The organism is Streptomyces sp. NPDC030183 (assembly GCF_055573455.1).
Map to the genome: position 1 here is coordinate 69,797 of NZ_JBVIBK010000006.1, position 21,996 is coordinate 91,792.

Annotated in this window: 24 protein-coding genes; 12 read left to right on the top strand and 12 right to left on the bottom strand. The window is 68.1% G+C overall.

The window, feature by feature from the left end; all coding sequences use genetic code 11:
• Window positions 1-117 precede the first annotated feature (117 nt).
• Window positions 118-1,617: a glycosyltransferase family 87 protein gene (locus ACZ4Z2_RS08915; protein ID WP_468073862.1), complete on the top strand. Its 1,500-nt coding sequence runs from the start codon at window positions 118-120 to the stop codon at window positions 1,615-1,617.
• A 126-nt stretch (window positions 1,618-1,743) separates the two neighbouring features.
• Here ACZ4Z2_RS08915 and ACZ4Z2_RS08920 read toward each other — a convergent pair whose 3' ends face one another.
• The 3 genes from ACZ4Z2_RS08920 to ACZ4Z2_RS08930 form a co-directional block, all read right to left on the bottom strand.
• The gene (locus ACZ4Z2_RS08920) at window positions 1,744-2,775 is read right to left on the bottom strand and encodes an alanine racemase (protein WP_055514516.1); all 1,032 of its coding nucleotides are present in this window, start codon (window positions 2,773-2,775) and stop codon (window positions 1,744-1,746) included.
• 65 nt (window positions 2,776-2,840) lie between these two features.
• A complete protein-coding gene (gene femX / locus ACZ4Z2_RS08925; RefSeq protein ID WP_468073864.1) occupies window positions 2,841-3,962 on the bottom strand; it encodes a peptidoglycan bridge formation glycyltransferase FemX in 1,122 nt (373 codons plus the stop codon).
• Window positions 3,963-4,186: 224 nt separating this feature from the next.
• A complete protein-coding gene (locus ACZ4Z2_RS08930) occupies window positions 4,187-4,501 on the bottom strand; it encodes a hypothetical protein (RefSeq protein ID WP_468073866.1) in 315 nt (104 codons plus the stop codon).
• A gap of 264 nt (window positions 4,502-4,765) precedes the next feature.
• Between ACZ4Z2_RS08930 and rpsF the strand changes: the two genes are divergently transcribed.
• The 4 genes from rpsF (at window position 4,766) to rplI (ending at window position 6,495) form a co-directional block, all read left to right on the top strand.
• Window positions 4,766-5,056 (top strand): 30S ribosomal protein S6, encoded by a 291-nt coding sequence (gene rpsF, locus ACZ4Z2_RS08935; protein ID WP_004950685.1) that lies wholly within the window; start codon window positions 4,766-4,768, stop codon window positions 5,054-5,056.
• Between the two features lie 76 nt (window positions 5,057-5,132).
• Window positions 5,133-5,711: a single-stranded DNA-binding protein gene (locus ACZ4Z2_RS08940; RefSeq protein ID WP_468073868.1), complete on the top strand. Its 579-nt coding sequence runs from the start codon at window positions 5,133-5,135 to the stop codon at window positions 5,709-5,711.
• An 82-nt stretch (window positions 5,712-5,793) separates the two neighbouring features.
• Window positions 5,794-6,030 carry a 30S ribosomal protein S18 gene (gene rpsR / locus ACZ4Z2_RS08945; protein WP_003949403.1) on the top strand — a complete coding sequence of 79 codons (237 nt, stop codon included), beginning with the start codon at window positions 5,794-5,796 and terminating at the stop codon, window positions 6,028-6,030.
• Window positions 6,031-6,048: 18 nt separating this feature from the next.
• On the top strand, window positions 6,049-6,495 hold the full coding sequence (gene rplI / locus ACZ4Z2_RS08950; RefSeq protein ID WP_055537166.1) for a 50S ribosomal protein L9: 447 nt from the start codon (window positions 6,049-6,051) through the stop codon (window positions 6,493-6,495).
• Between the two features lie 176 nt (window positions 6,496-6,671).
• On the opposite strand, the gene ACZ4Z2_RS08955 is transcribed toward rplI, so the two are convergent.
• Window positions 6,672-8,018 carry an MATE family efflux transporter gene (locus ACZ4Z2_RS08955; protein ID WP_468073870.1) on the bottom strand — a complete coding sequence of 449 codons (1,347 nt, stop codon included), beginning with the start codon at window positions 8,016-8,018 and terminating at the stop codon, window positions 6,672-6,674.
• Between the two features lie 450 nt (window positions 8,019-8,468).
• Between ACZ4Z2_RS08955 and dnaB the strand changes: the two genes are divergently transcribed.
• Window positions 8,469-9,941, top strand: coding sequence for a replicative DNA helicase (dnaB, locus tag ACZ4Z2_RS08960; RefSeq protein WP_468073872.1), 1,473 nt, complete (start codon window positions 8,469-8,471; stop codon window positions 9,939-9,941).
• A 68-nt stretch (window positions 9,942-10,009) separates the two neighbouring features.
• A complete protein-coding gene (locus ACZ4Z2_RS08965; protein WP_468073874.1) occupies window positions 10,010-11,398 on the top strand; it encodes a serine hydrolase domain-containing protein in 1,389 nt (462 codons plus the stop codon).
• A gap of 97 nt (window positions 11,399-11,495) precedes the next feature.
• Here ACZ4Z2_RS08965 and ACZ4Z2_RS08970 read toward each other — a convergent pair whose 3' ends face one another.
• Together ACZ4Z2_RS08970 and ACZ4Z2_RS08975 are read right to left on the bottom strand one after the other, a co-directional pair.
• Window positions 11,496-11,948, bottom strand: coding sequence for a GNAT family N-acetyltransferase (locus ACZ4Z2_RS08970; RefSeq protein ID WP_468073876.1), 453 nt, complete (start codon window positions 11,946-11,948; stop codon window positions 11,496-11,498).
• A 9-nt stretch (window positions 11,949-11,957) separates the two neighbouring features.
• Entirely contained in the window at window positions 11,958-12,416 is a 459-nt protein-coding gene (locus ACZ4Z2_RS08975) for a MarR family winged helix-turn-helix transcriptional regulator (RefSeq protein WP_468073878.1), read from the bottom strand.
• A 138-nt stretch (window positions 12,417-12,554) separates the two neighbouring features.
• Between ACZ4Z2_RS08975 and ACZ4Z2_RS08980 the strand changes: the two genes are divergently transcribed.
• Window positions 12,555-13,766 (top strand): MFS transporter, encoded by a 1,212-nt coding sequence (locus tag ACZ4Z2_RS08980; RefSeq protein ID WP_468073880.1) that lies wholly within the window; start codon window positions 12,555-12,557, stop codon window positions 13,764-13,766.
• A gap of 100 nt (window positions 13,767-13,866) precedes the next feature.
• Here ACZ4Z2_RS08980 and ACZ4Z2_RS08985 read toward each other — a convergent pair whose 3' ends face one another.
• Window positions 13,867-14,733 (bottom strand): GNAT family N-acetyltransferase, encoded by an 867-nt coding sequence (locus ACZ4Z2_RS08985; protein WP_468073881.1) that lies wholly within the window; start codon window positions 14,731-14,733, stop codon window positions 13,867-13,869.
• Window positions 14,734-14,911: 178 nt separating this feature from the next.
• Here ACZ4Z2_RS08985 and ACZ4Z2_RS08990 point away from each other — a divergent pair, with 178 nt between their 5' ends.
• Together ACZ4Z2_RS08990 and ACZ4Z2_RS08995 are read left to right on the top strand one after the other, a co-directional pair.
• Window positions 14,912-15,544: an HAD family hydrolase gene (locus ACZ4Z2_RS08990; protein WP_468073883.1), complete on the top strand. Its 633-nt coding sequence runs from the start codon at window positions 14,912-14,914 to the stop codon at window positions 15,542-15,544.
• Window positions 15,545-15,962: 418 nt separating this feature from the next.
• A complete protein-coding gene (locus ACZ4Z2_RS08995; protein ID WP_468073885.1) occupies window positions 15,963-17,273 on the top strand; it encodes a globin domain-containing protein in 1,311 nt (436 codons plus the stop codon).
• A gap of 43 nt (window positions 17,274-17,316) precedes the next feature.
• Here ACZ4Z2_RS08995 and ACZ4Z2_RS09000 read toward each other — a convergent pair whose 3' ends face one another.
• From ACZ4Z2_RS09000 to ACZ4Z2_RS09020, 5 genes are all read right to left on the bottom strand, one after another.
• Window positions 17,317-17,799 carry an NUDIX domain-containing protein gene (locus ACZ4Z2_RS09000; RefSeq protein ID WP_468073887.1) on the bottom strand — a complete coding sequence of 161 codons (483 nt, stop codon included), beginning with the start codon at window positions 17,797-17,799 and terminating at the stop codon, window positions 17,317-17,319.
• A gap of 103 nt (window positions 17,800-17,902) precedes the next feature.
• Window positions 17,903-18,802, bottom strand: a complete 900-nt coding sequence (locus ACZ4Z2_RS09005; RefSeq protein WP_468073889.1) for a LysR family transcriptional regulator — start codon at window positions 18,800-18,802, stop codon at window positions 17,903-17,905.
• Between the two features lie 183 nt (window positions 18,803-18,985).
• Window positions 18,986-20,131 carry a cystathionine gamma-lyase gene (locus ACZ4Z2_RS09010; protein WP_468073891.1) on the bottom strand — a complete coding sequence of 382 codons (1,146 nt, stop codon included), beginning with the start codon at window positions 20,129-20,131 and terminating at the stop codon, window positions 18,986-18,988.
• The gene (locus tag ACZ4Z2_RS09015) at window positions 20,128-20,619 is read right to left on the bottom strand and encodes a low molecular weight protein-tyrosine-phosphatase (protein ID WP_468073893.1); all 492 of its coding nucleotides are present in this window, start codon (window positions 20,617-20,619) and stop codon (window positions 20,128-20,130) included. The genes ACZ4Z2_RS09010 and ACZ4Z2_RS09015 overlap by 4 nt, the downstream gene beginning before the upstream one ends.
• Window positions 20,620-20,629: 10 nt before the next feature.
• A complete protein-coding gene (locus ACZ4Z2_RS09020) occupies window positions 20,630-21,007 on the bottom strand; it encodes a phage holin family protein (RefSeq protein WP_468073895.1) in 378 nt (125 codons plus the stop codon).
• Window positions 21,008-21,064: 57 nt separating this feature from the next.
• On the opposite strand from ACZ4Z2_RS09020, the gene ACZ4Z2_RS09025 reads away from it, so the two are divergent.
• Window positions 21,065-21,382 carry a cupin domain-containing protein gene (locus ACZ4Z2_RS09025; protein WP_033530837.1) on the top strand — a complete coding sequence of 106 codons (318 nt, stop codon included), beginning with the start codon at window positions 21,065-21,067 and terminating at the stop codon, window positions 21,380-21,382.
• 159 nt (window positions 21,383-21,541) lie between these two features.
• Entirely contained in the window at window positions 21,542-21,754 is a 213-nt protein-coding gene (locus tag ACZ4Z2_RS09030; RefSeq protein ID WP_468073897.1) for a DUF5326 family protein, read from the top strand.
• Window positions 21,755-21,996: the final 242 nt, after the last annotated feature.

Genomic DNA, 21,996 nt, shown 5'->3' on the forward strand with positions numbered 1-21,996 from the left:
GCGCCGATACGAGGGCAGACGGCCGTCAGGTCGTTTCACGTGAAACACCCCCGTGGCCGACAGCGGGATGCGGCGGTCCTCGGTGTATCCCTGGACACGTACGGCAGGATGTGCGGCATGCCCAGTGCGAAGACGACGCGAATGAGCGTGGACGAGCCGGAGCCGGTGCGGCCGACCAAGGAGGACGAGGTCGCTGCGGCCGGCAGTGAGTTGATCGGCGGCCCCATCGGGCGACGTGCACTGCTCGGGACGTCCTGGTGGACCCCGGTACGGGTCGTCGCCCTCGTCGCGATCGGCATGTTCGCGCTCGGCATGGTGCAGAAGCTGCCCTGCTATGACGGCGCATGGTTCTTCGGGGCCAGTTCCCAGTACACACACGCCTGTTACTCGGACATCCCCCACCTCTACCAGGGGCGCGGTTTCGCCGACGGGCTGGTGCCGTACTTCGACAAGATCCCCGGCGACATGGAGTACCTCGAGTACCCGGTCCTGACCGGTGTGTTCATGGAGGTCGCCGCGTGGCTCACCCCGGGCAGCGGGACCATCCAGGAACAAGAGCAGTGGTACTGGATGGTCAACGCGGGCATGTTGATGGCGTGCGCCGCGGTCATCGCCGTGTGTTCTGCGCGCATCCACCGTCGACGCCCCTGGGACGGCCTTCTGGTGGCCCTGGCGCCGGCCTTCGCCCTGACGGCCACCATCAACTGGGACCTCCTCGCCGTGGCCCTGCTGGCCGCCGCGATGCTGATGTGGTCGCGACAGCGCCCCCTGGCCTTCGGCGTGCTGATCGGACTCGCCACAGCTGCCAAGTTCTACCCGTTCCTACTGCTGGGTCCCCTCTTCGTCCTGTGTTGGCGAGCGGGCAAGTGGCGCGAGTTCGGGACCGCGGCCCTCGGCGCGGTGGGCGCCTGGCTCGCGGTGAACCTCCCCGTGATGCTGCTGGCGCCCGACGGATGGGCGAAGTTCTACCGCTTCAGCCAGGAGCGAGGCGTCGACTTCGGCTCGGCCTTCCTCGTCATCTCGCAGCGGATGGACATCCCGATCACCCCGGAGACGGCGAACGCGTACGCGATGGTCGCCATGCTCGTCATCTGCGGCGGCATCACCGCACTCGCGCTGACCGCCCCCCGTCGACCGCGCTTCGCCCAGCTGGCCTTCCTGATCGTGGCGGCCTTCATCCTGACCAACAAGGTCTACTCGCCGCAGTACGTGCTCTGGCTGGTCCCGCTGGCCGCGCTGGCCCGGCCCCGCTGGCGTGACTTCCTGATCTGGCAGGCGTGCGAGGTCGTGTACTACCTGGGGATCTGGATGTACCTCGCGTACACGACCAGCGGAGACGCCCACAAGGGGCTGCCCCCCGAGGGCTACCACGCGGCGATCATGGCCCACTTGCTGGGAACGCTCTACCTGTGCGTCATCGTCGTACGGGACATCTTCATGCCGGAGCGGGACATGGTGCGCCGCGCCGGCGACGACGACCCGTCCGGCGGTGTGCTGGACGGTGCGGAGGACGTCCACATGTACGGTGCCGCCGCCCGTCCCCCGCGGCACGCATCGCACTTCGACGGTCCGCTCGTGGAGTGGGGCAGCCAGGAGACCACGCACCGTTCGCCCTGAGCGAACAGGGCGTGCCGGGTCACGCGAAAGGCCGTACACGGGCTTGTCCGTGTACGGCCTTTCATGCGGTTTCGGTATCCGGTCACGCCGGGCGGGTCACCGTGTTGCGTCAGGGGACGGCGTGGCTCAGCGGTCGACGATCCGGTCGAACTGCGTGGTGGTGTGCCGCAGATGGGCCACCAGTTCCTCACCGACCTGCGGCTCGGGGGCGTCCGAGGGGACGAAGAGGATCGACACCTGCATGTGCGGCGGCTCCGCGAACCAGCGCTGCTTACCGCCCCAGACGAACGGAGAAAGGTTCCGGTTGACCGTCGCGAGACCGGCCCGGGCGACGCCCTTGGCACGCGGCATGACGCCGTGCATGGCCTTCGGGGCCTCCAGACCCACCCCGTGCGACGTACCGCCCGCCACGACCACCAGGAAGCCGTCGGAAGCCGCCTTCTGCTGCCGGTAACCGAAGCGGTCGCCCTTGGCCACCCGGGTGACGTCGAGGACGGCTCCGCGGTACTCGGTCGCCTCGTGGTCGCCCAACCAGAGCCGTGTGCCGATCCGGGCCCGGAAGCGGGTCTGCGGGAACTGCTGCTGGAGACGGGCGAGTTCCTCGGCCTTGAGATGGCTGACGAACATGGTGTGCAGCGGGAGGCGGGCCGCGCGCAGCCGGTCCATCCAGCCGATGACCTCCTCGACGGCGTCGGAGCCGTCGGTGCGGTCCAGCGGCAGGTGGATGGCGAAGCCCTCCAGGCGCACGTTCTCTATGGCGGCGTGGAGCTGGGGCAGTTCCTGCTCGCTCACCCCGTGCCGCTTCATCGAGGACATGACCTCGATGACCACGCGGGCCCCCACGAGGCCGTACACGCCGTCGACCGACGACACGGAGCGGATCACCCGGTCGGGCAGGGGGACGGGCTCCTCGGCCCGTCGGTACGGCGTCAGCACCAGCAGGTCACCGCTGAACCAGTCCTTGATCCGGGCCGCCTCGTACGTCGTGCCGACGGCGAGGACGTCCGCGCCGAGGCGCGTGGCTTCTTCCGCCAGCTTCTCGTGCCCGAAGCCGTAGCCGTTGCCCTTGCAGACGGGGACGAGTCCCGGGAACTGCTCCTGAACGTGCTTGTGGTGTGCCCGCCAGCGCGCGGTGTCGACGTAGAGCGTGAGCGCCATGGCCGGTCCCGGAACCTTTCTCGTGGCTGCGGTGTATCAGAGGTATGGAAGCAAAAACGGGGGAGTCAGCGGCGCGACATGTAGATGTCGAGAGCCTTGTGGAGCAGCTTGTTGAGCGGGAAGTCCCACTCACCGAGGTATTCGGCGGCCTGGCCGCCCGTGCCCACCTTGAACTGGATCAGACCGAAGAGATGGTCCGTCTCGTCCAGCGAGTCGGAGATGCCGCGCAGGTCGTAGACCGTCGCGCCGAGGGCGTAGGCGTCGCGCAGCATCCGCCACTGCATCGCGTTCGAGGGCCGGACCTCACGGCCGATGTTGTCCGACGCGCCGTACGAGTACCAGACGTGCCCACCGACGACCAGCATCGTCGCGGCGGACAGGTTCACGCCGTTGTGCCGGGCGAAGTAGAGCCGCATGCGGTTGGGGTCCTCGGTGTTGAGGGCTGTCCACATGCGCTGGAAGTACGACAGCGGACGCGGCCGGAAGCGGTCCCGGACGGCTGTGATCTCGTACAGCCGCTGCCACTCCTCCAAGTCCTGGTAGCCGCCCTGCACGACCTCGACGCCGGCCTTCTCGGCCTTCTTGATGTTGCGGCGCCACAGTTGGTTGAAGTTCTTGTGGACCTCTTCGAGAGAGCGGTTCGCCAGCGGCACCTGATAGACGTAACGGGGCTGTACGTCACCGAAGCCGGCCCCGCCGTCCTCGCCCTGCTGCCAGCCCATGCGGCGCAGCTTGTCGGCGACCTCGAAGGCCCGGGGCTCGATGAAGTCGGCCTCGATGTCGCGCAGTCGCTTCACGTCCGGGTCCTGGATGCCCTTCTTGATGGACGTGGCCTCCCAGCGCCGGATGATCACCGGCGGCCCCATCTTCACCGAGAAGGCGCCCTGGTTCTTCAGATGCGCGAGCATCGGCTCCAGCCAGTCGGTGAGGTTCGGCGCGAACCAGTTGATGACCGGGCCCTCGGGCAGATAGGCGAGATAGCGCTTGATCTTGGGAAGCTGGCGGTACAGCACCAGGCCGACACCGACGATCTCACCGGTCTTGTCGTCGAACCACCCGAGGTTCTCGGAGCGCCACTCGGCCTTGACGTCGGCCCAGGCCGGGACCTGCATGTGGCTAGCCGAGGGCAGGCTCTGGATGTACGCCAGATGCTGCTCTCGGCTGATCGTCCTCAGGGTCAGGCTCATTCGGGGCGCTCCTCGGGCTGGTGTGTCCCCATGGGTACAGGGGCTCCGGCTCTCGCGCCGAAGCCTACTGCGCCCTGCGGGCACGCCGAATGGCCGCATGGATCCTGGGCCCCGGCCGATGCGCGGCCGGGGCGTCAGGCGGTGTTATTCGGCCGCTTGGTCCGATGTGGGAAGGCGGACGGCGCGAGGCACAGTCCGCCGATCGCGCGGCCGGAGAGAAGGAGTCAGCCGATGACCCCGCCGAACAGGCCTCCGTGGGCCATGCCGAGGAAGAAGCCGACGGCCGAGGCACCGAGACCCACGATCAGGCCGAAGCGCTCACGAGTCGTTTCCGAGATGAACTGCCCGTACGCGCCGGTCAGGACTCCCACCAGCCCCGTCCAGGAACTGATCAGATGAAGGTGGTGGAACATCGCCGTGATGAAGGAGACCGCGCCGAGGACGAGCGTCACGGCGAGCAGCGTGTCCTGCACGGGGTGGGGCTTGTCGTCGGTCGCGAACAGAGAGCCGGCGATGTTGGGTCGCAATGTCTGTGCCATGGGGCACCTCCTGCGGAAGGCGGCGCATCGTAGCGCCATACACACCCGATGTGTACAGATTGACGGCCACCGCCGCCGAATTTCAACCGGAAGCGGGTGTGCAGGTAGTCTGTACCGTCTGCACCGGTGTCTGCCCAGGCCATGACAGGGATTCCCAGCGGGAAACCCCGATTGTCAGTGGTGGCCGATACCGTTGCGTACGCATCACAACCCTCCTGCCACGGAACGACCGTGGCCGCTGAGTCCAAAGGAGGTGGGTTCCACATGCGTCACTACGAGGTGATGGTCATCCTCGACCCCGATCTCGAGGAGCGTGCTGTCTCCCCGCTGATCGAGAACTTCCTCTCCGTCGTCCGTGAGGGCAACGGAAAGGTCGAGAAGGTCGACACCTGGGGCCGTCGTCGTCTCGCGTACGAGATCAAGAAGAAGCCCGAGGGCATCTACTCGGTCATCGACCTGCAGGCCGAGCCTGCGGTCGTCAAGGAGCTCGACCGCCAGATGAACCTGAACGAGTCGGTCCTCCGGACCAAGGTCCTCCGTCCCGAGACCCACTGAGCCTCCCGCTCAGCTGATCTCGGGTTCCGAGTAGCAGCACAAGCAGCCAGCAGCAAACCCGCCGAGAGGTTCCCCCATGGCAGGCGAGACCGTCATCACGGTCGTCGGCAATCTTGTCGACGACCCCGAGCTGCGCTTCACCCCTTCCGGTGCGGCGGTCGCGAAGTTCCGTGTCGCGTCCACCCCCCGCACCTTCGACCGTCAGACGAACGAGTGGAAGGACGGCGAGAGCCTGTTCCTGACCTGCTCGGTCTGGCGTCAGGCGGCGGAGAACGTCGCCGAGTCGCTCCAGCGAGGCATGCGCGTCATCGTGCAGGGCCGGCTGAAGCAGCGGTCCTACGAGGACCGTGAGGGCGTCAAGCGCACGGTCTACGAACTGGACGTGGAGGAAGTCGGCGCCAGCCTGCGCAATGCCACGGCCAAGGTCACCAAGACCGCCGGCCGAGGTGGCCAGGGTGGTTACGGCGGCGGTGGCGGCCAGGGTGGCGGCAGCTGGGGCGGAGGCCCCGGTGGCGGCCAGCAGGGCGGCGGCGCTCCCGCCGACGACCCCTGGGCGACCAGCGCTCCCGCCGGCGGCCAGCAGGGCGGCGGCGGTGGCGGCTGGGGCGGAAGCTCCGGCGGCGGTGGCGGCTACTCGGACGAGCCCCCCTTCTAGGACCCATCGGACCGGATCACCGGTCCGTCGGTCGAGGGCGGGGGCCGTACCCCACACTTCTTGATCACACAGGAGAAACACCATGGCGAAGCCGCCTGTGCGCAAGCCGAAGAAGAAGGTCTGCGCTTTCTGCAAGGACAAGGTCACGTACGTGGACTACAAGGACACGAACATGCTGCGGAAGTTCATTTCCGACCGCGGCAAGATCCGTGCCCGCCGCGTGACCGGCAACTGCACGCAGCACCAGCGTGACGTCGCCACGGCCGTGAAGAACAGCCGTGAGATGGCGCTGCTGCCCTACACGTCCACCGCGCGCTAAGGAAAGGGTGACAGACTCATGAAGATCATCCTTACCCACGAGGTCTCCGGCCTCGGCGCTGCCGGCGACGTCGTCGACGTCAAGGACGGCTACGCTCGCAACTACCTGATCCCGCGGAAGTTCGCGATCCGCTGGACCAAGGGCGGCGAGAAGGACGTCGAGCAGATCCGTCGTGCTCGCAAGATCCACGAGATCCAGACCATCGAGCAGGCCAACCAGGTCAAGGGTCAGCTCGAGGCCGTCAAGGTCCGTCTGGCTGTCCGCTCCGGCGACGCCGGTCGTCTCTTCGGTTCCGTCACCCCGGCCGACATCGCTTCCGCGATCAAGGCTTCCGGTGGCCCCGAGGTCGACAAGCGCCGCATCGAGCTGGCTGCTCCGATCAAGACGCTGGGCTCTCACGAGACGTCCGTGCGTCTGCACCCCGAGGTTGCCGCCAAGGTCAACATCGAGGTCATCGCGGCCTAAGCGCTGCGTGCGACAGAGCACTGTGGGGCCGCACCCTGTGAGGGGTGCGGCCCCACACGCATGGTGATGTGCTGTCCCCTCCAGGGCTCAGCTCCCGGTGCCGGTGCCTGGAGGCTGTTTCACGTGAAACAGCGTGAACCGGGTGATGTTTCACGTGAAACGAGGTTCGGCTTCCTTCAACGGGTCGCGCCGGTGACGATCCAGCGGCCCGAGCGGGAACGGAGCCATAGGGTCAGCATGCGGGTCGCCATCATCAGCGTCATGGCGCCCCACAAGGCGGTCAGGCCGCCGTCGAGCGTCGGGACGAGCAGAGCGGCAGGCGCGAAGACCGCGAGGGTCACCAGCATGGCCCGGGCCAGATAGGGCCCGTCCCCGGCCCCCATCAGTACGCCGTCGAGCACGAAGACGATCCCGGAGATCGGCTGGGCGAGCGCAACCACGATCAGGGCGGGCACCGCGGCCTCCTGGACCGCCGGATCACCTGTGAAGAGCGGAATGAACAGCGGTCGGGCCGCGATCACGAGGAGTCCGAGGACGGCACCCGTGGCGATCCCCCACTGCACCATGCGGCGGCATGCCTCGCGGGCACCCTGAGCGTCGCCGGAGCCGAGATACCGGCCGATGATGGCTTGGCCGGCGATGGCTATCGCGTCGAGAGCGAAGGCCAGCAGGCTCCAGAGTGACAGGATGATCTGGTGGGCGGCGATGTCCTCGTCTCCGAGTCGCGCCGCGACTGCGGTGGCGATCATCAGGATGGCGCGCAGGGAGAGCGTGCGGACCAGCAGCGGTGCACCTGCTTGAGCCGAGGCCCTTATCCCGGCCGTGTCCGGCCGCAGGGAGGCGCCATGTCTGCGTGCACCACGGACCACGACCCAGAGGTAAGCGGTGGCCATCCCGCACTGTGCGATGACCGTGCCCCAAGCGGAACCGGCTATGCCGAGGCCGGCGCCGTAGACGAGTGCTGCGTTGAGGGCGCCGTTGGCGACGAAGCCGCCGACGGCGACGTACAGAGGGGTCCTGGTGTCCTGCAGACCGCGGAGGACACCGGTCGCTGCGAGCACGATGAGCATGGCCGGAATGCCGAGTGTCGAGATCCGCAGATAGCTCGTGGCGTACGGAGCAGCCGTCTCCGACGAACCGAAGAGAGCCACCAGCGTCGGCGCGGTGGGCACCACGACCGCGACGACGACGGCACCGAGCAGCAGGGCGAGCCAGATGCCGTCCATACCTTGGCGGATGGCTGCTCGAAGATCACCGGCTCCCACTCGTCGGGCGACGGCCGCGGTGGTGGCGTAGGCCAGGAACACGAAGACGCTCACCGCAGTGACGAGGAGGGCCGAGGCGACCCCCAGACCGGCGAGTTGTGCGGTGCCGAGATGGCCGACGATGGCGGTGTCGACCATGAGGAACAACGGCTCGGCGACGAGTGCGCCGAAGGCCGGAACGGCGAGCGCGACGATCTCCCGGTCGTGGCGTCGACGGTTGGCCTTGAGGGTCGCTGGAGCCTGTGTCATGAGCATCAATCTAATCTTCCACAGGTAAGAGATGCAACGCGTCTGTGACTATTACATCTAGCCGGGTTCGGTGTGCTGTCGTGCACTGATCGTGATGATCTTGATCCGGTTGGGGAAGTTTTTCTTCTGCACAGCCGGTGGACGGTAAACGTGCAGCTCAGGGCGGTTTCTGTAGATGGAGCGAGGGCTTGTTCACAGGGCTGTCCACCGAGTCGTGCACAGGTTTCACGGAGTTCTCCACAGCATCCGGGCCGTCGTCCACATGGCCTGTGGATAACCAGATTGGCTGACGGTGCCCGCGGGCCTACGGTGGTCCCGCGCCCACTCCCTCGGCTGACCGCGGAAACCTCGCAAATCCGACGTGCCGTAAACGGAGTTGGGCCTCTCATTTGTCAGTGTCGTGCCGTAGAACTGAGAAGCACGGCGAGGTCCGCTCGGCGGACGGGAGGAGGTCGCTCGGTGAGCATTTCCGAGCCCCTGGACGACCCGTGGGCCGACAGCGGACCCAGTGATCGTCTGCCTGCCTCCCGACGCCGCCCCGACGGCGGCCGGGGACGGGACGATCAGCACGACCGCGGCCGGGACAACGGGGAGTGGGACAGCGGGGGTTCGGCCTTTGAGCGTGTGCCGCCGCAGGACCTCGACGCGGAGCAGTCCGTCCTCGGCGGCATGCTGCTGTCAAAGGACGCCATCGCCGACGTCGTCGAGATCCTCAAGGGTGCCGACTTCTACAAGCCGGCTCACGAAACCATCTACCAGGCGATCCTCGACGTCTACGCCAAGGGCGAGCCCGCCGACCCCATCACCATCGCCGCCGAACTCACCAAGCGTGGCGAGATCACCAAGGTCGGTGGCGCCTCCTATCTGCACACTCTGGTGCAGACGGTGCCGACGGCGGCCAACGCCGAGTACTACGCGGAGATCGTCCACGAGCGTGCCGTCCTGCGCCGTCTGGTCGAGGCGGGCACCCGCATCACGCAGATGGGATACGCGGCCGACGACGACGTGGACGAGATCGTCAACAGGGCCCAGGCGGAGATCTTCGCGGTCACCGAGCAGCGCACCACCGAGGACTATCTGCCGCTCGGCGACATCATGGAGGGGGCGCTCGACGAGATCGAGGCGATCGGTTCGCGGTCGGGGGAGATGACCGGTGTGCCGACCGGCTTCACCGACCTCGATCAGCTCACCAACGGTCTGCACCCCGGTCAGATGATCATCATCGCGGCCCGTCCCGCCATGGGTAAGTCCACGCTGGCGTTGGACTTCGCCCGGGCCGCCTCCATCAAGCACAACCTGCCGAGTGTGATCTTCTCGCTCGAAATGGGCCGCAACGAGATCGCGATGCGTCTGCTCTCCGCGGAAGCTCGGGTGGCCCTGCACCATATGCGTTCCGGCACGATGACCGACGAGGACTGGACCCGGCTGGCCCGCCGGATGCCGGACGTCTCGGCCGCGCCGCTCTACATCGACGACTCCCCGAACCTGTCGATGATGGAGATTCGAGCCAAGTGCCGACGCCTGAAGCAGCGCAACGACCTGAAGCTCGTCATCATCGACTATCTGCAACTGATGCAGTCCGGCAAGCGGTCCGAGAGCCGTCAGCAGGAGGTCTCGGACATGTCGCGAAACCTGAAGCTGCTGGCCAAGGAACTGGAGCTGCCGGTCATCGCACTGTCGCAGCTCAACCGTGGTCCCGAGCAGCGCACGGACAAGAAGCCGATGGTCTCCGACCTGCGTGAGTCGGGTTCCATCGAGCAGGACGCCGACATGGTCATCCTGCTGCACCGCGAGGACGCCTACGAGAAGGAGTCCCCCCGCGCCGGTGAGGCGGACATCATCGTGGGCAAGCACCGTAACGGCCCTACGGCGACGATCACGGTCGCCTTCCAGGGCCACTACTCGCGGTTCGTCGACATGGCGCAGACCTGATCAGGTCGGTCGACCGTCCGCAGGGAAATGTGCTCGACGTGCGTCGCCCGGCCAGGTGGACTGGGCCCATGACAGAACCTCTGGAAGAGCTGCTTCCCGCCACCCGCCGGGCTCTGCTGCACCGTATCGCTGTCGCGCAGAGCGAGGGGCGGGCACCGTCACTGGTGGCCGCCGTGGTGCGGGGCGGCAGGACGGTGTGGGACGGAGCACGGACCTCCGTGGACGGGCACGCGCCGGACGGGAACGTGCAGTACCGGATCGGCTCGATCACCAAGACCTTCACCGCTGTCCTGGTCCTGCGGCTGCGCGACGAGGGACTTCTGGATCTCGGCGATCCGCTGGAGAAGCATCTGCCCGGCACCGGCGCGGGGGAGGCCACCGTCGCCCAACTGCTCGCCCACACGGGCGGGCTGGCGGCCGAGTCGCCCTCCCCCTGGTGGGAGCGGACCCCGGGCTCCCTGCGCCCGGAACTCTCCGATGTGCTCGGCGAGGAGCCGCACCGGCATCCCGTCGGCCGCCGTTTCCACTACTCCAATACTGGTTTCACGCTCCTCGGAGCCCTCGTCGAGCAGGTGAGGGGCGCCTCCTGGGAGGACGTCCTGCGGCGCGAGGTCCTCGAACCGCTGGGCCTCGACCGCACGTCGTGGCACCCCGAGGCGCCGCATGCCGGTGGCTGGGCCGTCCACCCATGGGCCGACGTCATGATGCCGGAGCGGGTCGAGGACCTGGGGAGGATGGGGCCTGCGGGGCAGCTCTGGTCGACAGCAGGGGACCTGGCGCGCTTCGCCGCGTTCTTGGCCAAGGGTGACGAGCGGGTGCTGAGCGCGGAGTCGGTTCAGGAGATGCGGGCGCCGGCCGCGGGGCCGGGTGAGGCCGCGGATGTGTCGGCAGGCTCGGCGTACGGGCTCGGGCTGCAACTCCAGAATCGGGACGGCCGGTTGCTCGTCGGTCACGGAGGATCTGTGCCCGGCTTCCTCGCGCAGCTGACCTTCAGCGTCGAGGACGATGTCGCGGCCGTGGTGTTGGCCAACTGCACTTCCGGGCCGGTGGTGTCGGAGGTGGCCGCCGATCTGGTCCGCATCGTCGCGGAGGCCGAGCCGCGGATCCCGCAGCCGTGGCGCCCGTTGCCCGAGGTCGATCCCTCGGTTCTGGAGCTGGTGGGGCCTTGGTACTGGGGCACGTACAGCTTCGTGCTGCGACTCGCGGCCGACGGAGGTGTGTCGCTGGAGCCGCTCTCGGGCACGGGGCGCGGTGCTCGGTTCCGGCGCGACGACGACGGCAACTGGACCGGTCTCAACGGCTACTTCGCGGGAGAGCGTCTGCAGGCCGTACAAGGGCCCGACAAGCGCGTGAGTCACCTGGACATCGGCTCGTTCGTGTTCACACGTCAGCCGTACGAGGAGGGCGCTCCGGTGCCCGGTGGAGTGGATCCCGAGGGGTGGCGCGGGATCGCGTAGTCGCAGACAGACACAGTGGGGTCCTGTTCTACGTCCTGTTTCACGTGAAACAGGACCCTCTGTACATCCAGGGTGGCTCAGATCGGCAGGCGGATGGTCAGAGCGGAAGCTTGAAGCCCACATGGGTGGCTTCGAAGCCGAGCCGTTCGTAGAAGCGGTGAGCGTCCGTGCGAGTGATGTCCGACGTCAGCTGCACCAACTGGCACGCCTGGCGCCGTGACTCGTCGACGGCCCACTCGATCAGCTGGGTGCCAAGACCGCTGCCGCGTTCATCCGCGTGGACGCGCACCCCCTCGATGATCGACCGGGTGGAGCCGCGCCGGGAGAGGCCGGGGATGATCGTCAGCTGGAGTGTGCCGACGACGCGGCTGTCCCGGACGGCGACCATCACGTGCTGATGGGGGTCGCCGCTCAGCCGCTCCAAGGCCGCGAGGTAAGGCGTCAGATCATCCGGCGACTCACGCTGGGCGCCCAGGGGGTCGTCGGCGAGCATGGCGACTATTTCAGCGATGTCGTCCTTGGTCGCCGAGCGAATCTCAAGATCTTCCATGCTCGCACCCTACGCAGGTGCGTTCAGTGACTCCACGACGCGGACCAACGGCGCGAGTTCGGGGTTCTTCGCCGCTTCGTCCAGCGCCTCCCGCAGGGCGGCGTCGTTGGTGGGGCGTGCCTCCGCCAGGAGTGTGAGGCCTGCCTCGGAGACGTCGGTATAGATGCCCCGGCGATCGGTCGGGCACAGATAGCGCGACAGCAGGCCGCGGTCCTCGAGCCGGGTGACCAGGCGGGTCGTGGCGCTCTGACTGAGGACGACCGCGTCGGCCACCTGCTTCATCTGCAGGTGCCCGCCCTCACCGTCGTGCTGGCGGCTCAGGACGTCCAGCAGGGAGTACTCGCGCACGCTCAGGCCGTGCCCGGACTGCAGGGCGCGCTCGATGTGGGCCTCGATCCTCCCGTGCAACAGGGAGAGGGCGCACCAGCCCTGGGCGAGGGCGGTGAGCGCGGGGTCCGTAACTGTCATCGGTCTCCTCCGTCCCGGAGCGGCTCGCCCCCAGGATAGGCCACCGGTGCAATATGCAGCTCATGCAGATAGACCGCGTCTGCAATTATTGTGTACGCTCAAATACAGCACATGCAATCTTCTGAAAGGTACGTCTTCATGCCTCTCGCGCTGCTGGCCCTCGCGATCGGGGCCTTCGGGATCGGCACGACGGAGTTCGTGATCATGGGGGTCCTACCGGAGGTCGCGGGCGACTTCGGTGTCTCCATCCCGACCGCCGGCTTCCTCGTGACCGGTTACGCGCTCGGCGTGGTCCTCGGAGCCCCGGTCATGACCGCCCTGGGCACCAGGGTGTCCCGCAAGAGGATGCTCATGCTGCTGATGGGCCTCTTCGTCGCGGGGAACCTGCTCTCGGCGCTCGCGCCCAGCTACTCGGTCATGCTCCTCGGCCGGGTCGTCGCCTCGCTCGCCCACGGGGCCTTCTTCGGGATCGGCTCGGTGGTCGCGGCCGATCTGGTCGCCCCGGACCGCAAGGCCGGTGCCATCGCGATGATGTTCAGCGGCCTCACCGTCGCGAACGTGATCGGAGTGCCTCTCGGGACACTGATCGGACAGTCTCTGGGCTGGCGGGTCACCTTCGCCGCAGTGGCGGCGCTGGGCGTCGTCGGACTGCTGGGCATCGCCCGGCTCGTCCCCGACGTGCCCAAGCCGAAGGGCGTGCGCCTGCGCCATGAACTGGCGGCGTTCAAGAACGTCCAGGTTCTGCTCGCGATGGCGATGACCGTGCTCGGCTTCGGCGGTGTCTTCGCGGCCGTCACCTACATCGCGCCGATGATGACGCACACAGCCGGTTTCGCCGACTCCTCCGTCACCTGGCTCCTCGTCCTCTTCGGCCTCGGCATGGTCGCCGGCAACCTCGTGGGCGGCAGGTACGCGGACCGCGCGCTCATGCCCATGCTGTACGTCTCACTGGGCGCCCTGGCCATCGTCCTGGCGCTGTTCACCCTCACCGCCCACGACAAGGTCTCCGCGGCCGTGACCATCACGCTGGTCGGTGCCCTGGGCTTCGCCACCGTGCCCCCGCTGCAGAAGCGCGTCCTCGACCAGGCACAGGGCGCGCCCACCCTGGCCTCGGCCGTGAACATCGGGGCCTTCAACCTCGGCAACGCCCTCGCCGCCTGGCTCGGTGGCCTCGTCATCGACGCGGGCTTCGGTTACACGGCACCCAACTGGGTCGGAGCCGCCCTCGCGGTGAGCGCCCTTGTCCTGGCGTTCCTCTCGGCGGCGCTGGAACGCAAGGAGGGCGGCCTTCTCAGCGCCATCGTGGCGGGAGGTGCCGTGACTGAGCAGCCGACGGCCGCACGCCGCTGACCCTGGCGGACGACCCCGCCGACCATGCTCGGACCGCCAGTCGCCCGCCATCGTCAGCCACGCCCTACAATCGTCCGCCCGGGTCAGCCGACCGCGACTGTCAGCCGGCCGCCACGGTGAGCGGGGCGTAGCGTCGGGACCAGTCGCCCGGCAGCTCGGCGATCCCGTAGGTCATCACCGCGTTGAAGGCGACCGTCTCCAGGCCGCGCTGCTTCACCCATGCCAGTAGTTCCTCGTGGCGCACATCGATGTCCGTGCGCAGAGGAAGAGCGGTGTGGGCGGCCAGTGAGGCGATGAGCGCCTTCGCTGTCGGTGTGTCCCGGGCGATCAGCGGGCCGACGACATGGGTGTCCATGTTGGGCCAGGCTGCTGCGTAGCCGATGATTCTGCCGTTCTCCTCGGCGACGCGGATCTGGTCGGCGAAGGCGGGGAGCCGGGTGAGGAGGTGAGTGCGGTCCGTGCCGAAAACCTCCTCGTCGAGTCGGACGATCGTCGCGAGGTCCTCGGCGGTGGCCGGGCGGGTGGTGGCAGCGGGATCGAGCCCATCGGTGGAGAGATGCCCCCGGACCATCTCGGCCCGGCCCGTCATCTTGAAGCCGAGTTCCTCGTAGAGCGGCTGTCCGTTGGGCGTCGCGTGCAGCGTCAGCGGAGTCGTTCCGGACTCGGCGATGACATGGCGCATCAACCGACGACCGATGCCCTGCCGGGCGTGTCGCTCGGCCACCAGCACCATGCCGATCGCTCCCAGATCCGGGCGGTCAGCGGCTCCATATTCGGTCACCACACAGGCGGTTACGAGGCCACCCTCCGGATCGTCGACGCCGTACCCGGTCCCGGCTGTCAGCAGCAGCCCCCACTTGTGCTCTTCACGGGGCCAGCCCCGGTCTTCGGACAAGTCGGCGCAGGCGGTGAGATCGCGCGGGGTCAGACGACGGATGGGCAGAGCGGCGAGGGAAGGTGTCGGCACGCGGGCCAGGCTGTCCGACCCAGGACCCTGACGTCCACCGGATTGCGGGGACACGTACGCGCTTTTGGCCACCTTGCCCACAACCGCACAGCACGCGGACAGATGTTTCACGTGAAACAGCAGAGCGCAGGCCCACCCGGGCAGGCATGAAGCGTGGGGGTGGCTAGCCTCGGCCGCTATGACGCGACTGCATCTGTTCGATCTGGACGGGACCCTGCTGCACCGTACGGCGGCACCCGTGGAGATCTCGCGACAACTGGGCTTGGACAAGGAGATCGCCGAACTCGAACGGGACTTCGGGACCCGGCGTATCGATTCACGGACATACGCGCGGCGCGTCCATGGGCTGTGGGCCGGACTCACCGAGAGCCATGTGGCCGCTGCCTTCGAGGAAGCGCCCTGGCTCCTGCGCATCCAGGACACCTGGGCCGAGATCCGGGAACGGGGGGAGTACTGCGCCGTCATCTCCCTCTCGCCCTCGTTCTTCGTCGAGCGGCTCACCGCATGGGGTGCGCATGCGGCGTATGGCTCGCTCTTTCCCCGGGTTCCCTTCACCGAGCCGGTGGATCCGTTGGGAATCCTCACGCCGGCGGCCAAGGTCGAGACAGCGGATCGCCTTTGCGCGCGCTTCGGACTCACCCGCGCCGATTGCGTCGCCTACGGGGACTCGCTGTCCGACGCGGAACTTTTCGGCTCGGTGCCCATCTCGGTCGCCGTCAATGCGGATGAGCATCTGACCGCGCTGGCTACGCACTCCTACAGCGGGCGGGATCTGTGGGATGCCTATGAATTGGTGCGCCGCGCCCGGTAATTGAGGAATCGCGGATTCGCCCCTGTTGGATTTGCACGGGGAGAAGGGGGGACTTGTATGTGACGCGCGTGCCGGTAGGGTCGAGTCCGGTTCGTGTCCGAAGCGAGATGTAGTCGTCTCATCCAGCGGGTACGAACACAGTCCAATGCAGCCTAACCGGACAGAGGGATCGAAGACCCGTGTTCACCGCTGTGGAACGGGGGTGTTGGTGTGCTGTGGAACGCTGCCGCTTAATGCTGCGGTCCACGTCACACTCTCGCCTACTTGTCCGTACGGGGTGAGAAGCCCGGTTGAATATGGCCGCATTGGTCGACGGGGAACGTAACGGGAGAAAGCAAGGCTGTCCGCGGGGGAACATGCGACTTCCGGCTGAGGAAGTGCGCAGATCGACCGAAAGATGCTCGAGGCGAGGCACACCATGGACGCTCCGACCACCACCACGTCGGCCGGCAACGGCGCTGCGGGGGACAGTGACGGAGGCAGCTGGTTCACACCGCACGCACAACCGTCCCCCGGCGGAGATCAGGAGATCGAGGGCAACCGTCTCGCCGACGAACGGTCCGTCTTCGAGGCCCGGCGGGTGCCCGGCGCGGGGGCGGACCGCACACCCGAGGCATCCCCCGACGCCCTCCTCATCCGGCGGACCATGGCCGAGATCGAGCCCGTCGCCGACAAGGTCACCTCGTACTTCTACGCGCTCCTCTTCGTCCAGCACCCGGATCTGCGCTCCCTCTTTCCGCCCGCGATGGACGCCCAACGGGACCGGTTGCTCAAGGCACTGCTGACCGCGGCCGAGCACATCGACAACACGCCCGTCCTCGTCGACTACCTCCAGAACCTCGGCCGAGGCCACCGCAAGTACGGCACGCAGCCGGAGCACTACCCGGCGGTCGGGGAGTGCCTGATCGGCGCGCTGAGCCGTTACGCCACCACGACCTGGGGCGACGAGACAGAGGCGGCCTGGGTCCGGACGTACACCACGATCTCCCAGGTGATGATCGACGCGGCCGCCGCGGACGAGCTGCGTTCCCCGCCCTGGTGGCTCGCCGAAGTCGTCTCGCACGAGCTGAGAACCGCCGACATAGCGGTCATCACCGTCCGGCCGAACCAGCCGTATCCGTTCCTCGCCGGGCAGTACACCAGTCTGGAGACTCCCTGGTGGCCGAGGATCTGGCGGCACTACTCCTTTGCGTCGGCGCCCCGCTCGGACGGACTGCTGTCGTTCCATGTGAAGGCGGTCCCGGCCGGCTGGGTCTCCAACGCCCTCGTGCACCGTGCCCGTCCGGGCGACGTCATACGGCTGGGACCGCCGGCCGGTGCGATGACCGTCGACCACAGCACCGACAGCGGACTGCTCTGCCTGGGCGGCGGTACCGGCATCGCCCCCATCAAGGCCATGATCGAGGACATCGCCGAACGAGGGCGGCACCGCCCGGCCGAGGTCTTCTACGGAGCCCGCAGCGACCAGGACCTCTACGACATCGACACCCTCCTGCGACTGCAGCAGAACAATTCCTGGCTGAAGGTCCGCCCGGTCGTCGACCGGCACGGGCTGCTCCAGCTGCCCGACGCCATACGCGAATACGGACCGTGGGCCGAGTACGACGCGTATCTCTCGGGTCCGCCCGGAATGATCCGCAGCGGTGTGGACGCGCTCCGGGGCGTGGGTGTCCCATCGGAACGCATACGGCATGACTCGGTGGAGGAGCTGGTGGCCGCCGGCGACTGAGCCGGAGGCAGGCCGGTGAGCGGCGGACAGCGTCAGCTGTCCGTCAGCCCAGGTCAGGCGCGTGCATCGCCCGGACGCCCTCGATGTTCCCGTCGAGGTAATGCCGCAGCGACAGCGGGACGAGGTGGACGGAGGCGATCCCGACCCGGGTGAAGGGCACCCGCACGATCTCGTACTCGCCCAAGGGCTCGTCCACCTCGGGGCCGTGCCGCTTCGACGTGTCCATGGACTCCAGACGGCAGACGAAGAAATGCTGGACCTTGACCCCCGTAGCGCCTCCGTCCGCACCGATGTGCTCGACGGTGTCCACGAAGCACGGCACGACGTCGGTGATCTTGGCGCCGAGTTCCTCGTGCACCTCGCGATGGAGCGCGTCGACGACGGTCGTGTCCTCCGGCTCGACCCCGCCACCCGGTGTCACCCAGTAGGGATCGACACCCGGCTTGGTTCGCTTGATCAGGATCAGGTCGTCGCCGTCTAGCAGGATGGCGCGGGCGGTGCGTTTGACCACGGGTCGGACGGTCATGGGAGAAATGTGGCCCGTCATGTTCCACGTGAAACATCGCCCGACCACGGAAATGACGTACATGGGCGCTCGACCTCGGCGGCCGGGACACGCACCCCTCGGCTCAGGACCAGCCCACGGCATAGCGCAGCAGCCAGTCGTGGGCCCGGGCGATGTGCGGCAGGGCGAGAGTGCCGGTACGGACCGCCAGGAAGTACGTCCGCAGCGGTGGCACCGCAGGGTCGAGGAGCGCCACCACGTCACCCTGCTCCAGGGCGGCGACGCAGAGATAGCGGGGCAGCGCGGCCAGCCCTCCTCCGGCGATCGCGCAGGTCAGCACCGCCCGCAGGTCAGGAACGACCACGGTGCCGGACACGAGGGGCCGGGAGTCGAAGACCGAGGCCCAGTAGCGGGTGATGAACGGCAGCGACTCATGCACCTCGACGACCGGAAGCCCCTCCAGCAGACGCGCCTCCTTGGGGCGCAGCGGGCCGAGGCGCTCGGCCCAGCGCGGGGCGGCGACCAGCACATGCTCCTCGTCGCAGAGGGGGGTCGCGGTGAGCAGGGCGCCGCGGGGCTGCGCGGTGGTGATGGCCAGGTCGTGGTGGCCGGCGGCGAGGCCCTCCATTGTCTCGTCGGCGTTCCCGAAGGACACCCGCAGCGCGAAACCCCGGCCGTCGTCGTCGATCAGTTCCGTGAGGGCGGGCAGCACGCGCTCGGCGGTGAACTCCGGAGGGCCAGCGAGGTGCAGTGTCCCCAGGGTGGACTCGTCGTCCAGGCCGGTCTCGGCGATCTCCATCAGCGCGTCGAGATGGGGGGCCGCCTTGTGGGCGAGTTCGTCGCCGATGGTCGTCGGTGTCACCCCCCGGGGCTGGCGCAGGAACAGAGGGCGGCCCAGCTGCCGTTCCAGGGTGCGGATCTGCGAGGTGACGGCCGGCTGCGACAGACCGAGAAGGGCGGCGGCACGGGTGAACGACCCGGCCCGGTGCACGGTCACGAACGTACGCAGTAAGGCCAGATCCATGGTCGCCCCTTCGCCGCCCGGAGCGCCCAACTATAAATAAGTCGATAGGTCTCTGTCGCTCCTGTGATTGGACACTGACGCAGAGTCAACTAGCCTTGGTCGCGCGGTTCTTCCCGCGCGGAACCGGGGCGGTCCGAGCCACGAGGGGGGAGGCTCGGACCGTCCGTTGTGCGTAGCGGAGTACTAGCCGGTAGCCACGTCGAGGGCCCGCAGCACATCCGCCACCAAATCCTCGGTGTCCTCGGCGCCGGCCGAGAAGCGGATGAAGCCTTCCGGCACCGCGTCCCCGCCCCATCGCCCGCGCCGCTCGGCGGTGGACCGCACCCCCCCGAAGCTCGTGGCGTCGTCCACGAGACGGAGCGCGTCGAGGAACCGGTCGGCCCGCGCACGCGTGGGCAGGGCGAACGAGACGACGCATCCGTAGCGCCGCATCTGCTGCGAGGCGATCGTGTGGGACGGATCGTCCCGCAACCCCGGATAACGCAGCCCCGTCACCTCGGGACGGCCCTTCAGCGCCTCGGCGACGGCCAGGGCGTTGGTGCTCTGCCGGTCTGCCCGCAACTGGAGCGTGGCGAGTGAACGGTGGGCGAGCCATGCCTCCATCGGGCCGGGGATCGCTCCGACGATCTTGCGCCAGCGCCGCACGGCCGCCATCAGCCCGGCGTCGCGCCCGACGACGTAACCGAGCAGCACATCGCCGTGTCCCGTCAGCTGCTTGGTGCCGCTGGCCACGGCGAAGTCCGCGCCCAGCTCCAGCGGGCGCTGCCCCAGCGGGGTCGCCAGGGTGTTGTCGACGGCGACCAGGCAGCCCCGCGCGTGTGCCGCCTCGCAGAGCCGGCGGATGTCGCACACGTCCAGCCCCGGATTGGAGGGTGTCTCCACCCACAGCAGCTTGGCGCCGTCGAGGGCGTCGAGCTGGGCGTCGCCGCCGGTCGGGGCGCTGCGCACCTCGACGCCGTACGAACGCAGCTGCTCGCCTGCCAGGGGCAGCACGTTGTAGCCGTCGCTCGGCAGGACGAGGACGTCGCCGGAGCGCAGCTGGGAGAAGAGGACCGCGGAGATCGCGGCCATTCCCGAGGCGAAGGCGAGCGTCTCGACCTCCTCCTGGCCGGGCGCCTCCAGTTCGCCGATGGCGCGTTCCAGCAGGGTCCAGGTGGGGTTCTGGTCCCGCCCGTAGGCGTACGGGCCGGTGGGGTCGCCCGGCAGGTGGTAGTGGGCGGCGAAGACCGGACCCGGAAGGGTCGGCTCGTGCTTGACGGGCTCCGGAAGCCCGACGCGGACGGCTCGTGTGCCCTCGCCCAGCTGCGGAACAGCGTTCTCCTCGCTCATGCGGCTTGTCCTTCCACCTGCTCGCGTACGGCGGTCAGAAGGCCCTCGCTCGCGGCCTCCACCAGCTCAAGACACTCCTCGAAGCCGTCCATGCCTCCGTAGTACGGGTCGGGGACGTCGAGCTCGTCCCCCGCGGCGGGATCGTAGGAACACAGAAGACGGACCTTGTCCGCGTCCGCCGGGGTGGGAGCGAGGCGGCGCAGCGCCTTCAGGTGACCGGCGTCCAGGGCGATGACGAGGTCGAGCCGGGAGAACCACGAGGCGCGGAACTGGCGGGCCGTGTGGTCGCTGCCGTAGCCGTTGGCCTCCAGGACGCTCACGGTCCGCAGATCGGCCGGCTCGCCCTCGTGCCAGCCGCCGGTGCCCGCGCTGTCGACCTCGACCAGGCCGTCGAGCCCGGCCTCTTCTATGCGGGCGCGGAAGACGGACTCGGCCATCGGCGAGCGGCAGATGTTGCCGGTGCAGACAAAACAGACGCGGTAGGTCATCTCTGGATTCTCAGTCGGCGTCGGGCAGGACGAGGTGGAGCGCCCAGGAGACGATCGAGATGATCAGGCCGCCCAGGACAGCGGTCCAGAAGCCCTCCACGTGGAAGCTGAGGTCGAGCTTGTCGGCCAGCCACGAGGTGAGCAGCAGCATCAGGGCGTTCACCACCAGCGTGAACAGGCCCAGGGTGACTATGAACAGGGGCAGCGTGAGCAGCTGGACGAGCGGCTTCACCACCGCGTTCACCAGGCCGAAGACGAGCGCCACCAGCAGAAGCGTGCCGACCTTCTTGCCGGTGCTGTCTCCGGTGAGCGTGATCTTGTCGAGCAGCCATACGGCGACTGCCAGCGCGCCCGCATTGGCGATCGTCTTGACTAGGAAATTCATCATGTGTCTGATCGTGGCAGAACGGATCAGTACGAGCACCGGGCAGGGGCGACAAAGTCGATGAAGGCATTCCGGTTGGATGAACTGGAGGCGGAGCGTGCCGCCAATGACGGCGCCTATCTGCAGTTCCTGCGCGAGCGCAACATGTCGGTCGGTCTGTACGCGCTCGACGCGGGAGAACTCGACCCGCAGCGGCCGCACAGCCAGGACGAGGTGTACCTCGTCGTGAGCGGTCGGGCCTCGCTCACGGTCGGCCTGGAGACCACGCAGGTGGCGCGCGGCAGCGTGGTGTACGTGCCCGCTGGGGTCGCCCACAAGTTCCACCACATCACGGAGGACCTGCGGGTCGTGGTGGTGTTCTCTCCGCCGGAGGGCTGAGCTCCGCATCAGGGTTCCCTAGGGGAACGATCAGGGACGGACAAGGGGTGCGAAGCCCCCGAACGACTCCTGCGCGCCCCTAGCATCGATGGCAGGACATCAATGGACCCGGAACAGTGCCCGGACCGAGGGCCACGGGCGGAGACAAGGAGCAGGGCGATGCGGGAGATCTTCGCGGGGATGCCGTGGTGGGTGAAGTGGATCGCGGTGCCGGTCATCGCCCTGGTCGTGTTCGGCGGGCTGATGGTCAGCGTCCTCCAGGTCGTGTTCGGCCTCCTGTTCAAAGTGCTGGTCTTCGTGGCCCTGGTCGGCGGACTCATCTACGTCGTAAGGAAGTTCACGGCGAGTTCGTCGTCGCGCGGGGACTGGTGACGCGTCAGCACGGGGGAACGGCTGAGGCGTGAGTGAGTGAGGGCTGGTCAGGGCCCGGCGGTAACAGGAACGCGAGGTTCCCTCGCCCGAGGGAAGTTTCCCGGCGGGGCGGTCTGCGAGCGGTGACGGGCGGCTAGAGTCCGGGAACTCGTCGCGGGCTCGCCCCCGCGGGCGGCGCATCCCCTCCCGTGTTCCCCGCACGGGCGGCCCCTCCTCGCGCTTCGGGAGTGACCTTTGGCCAC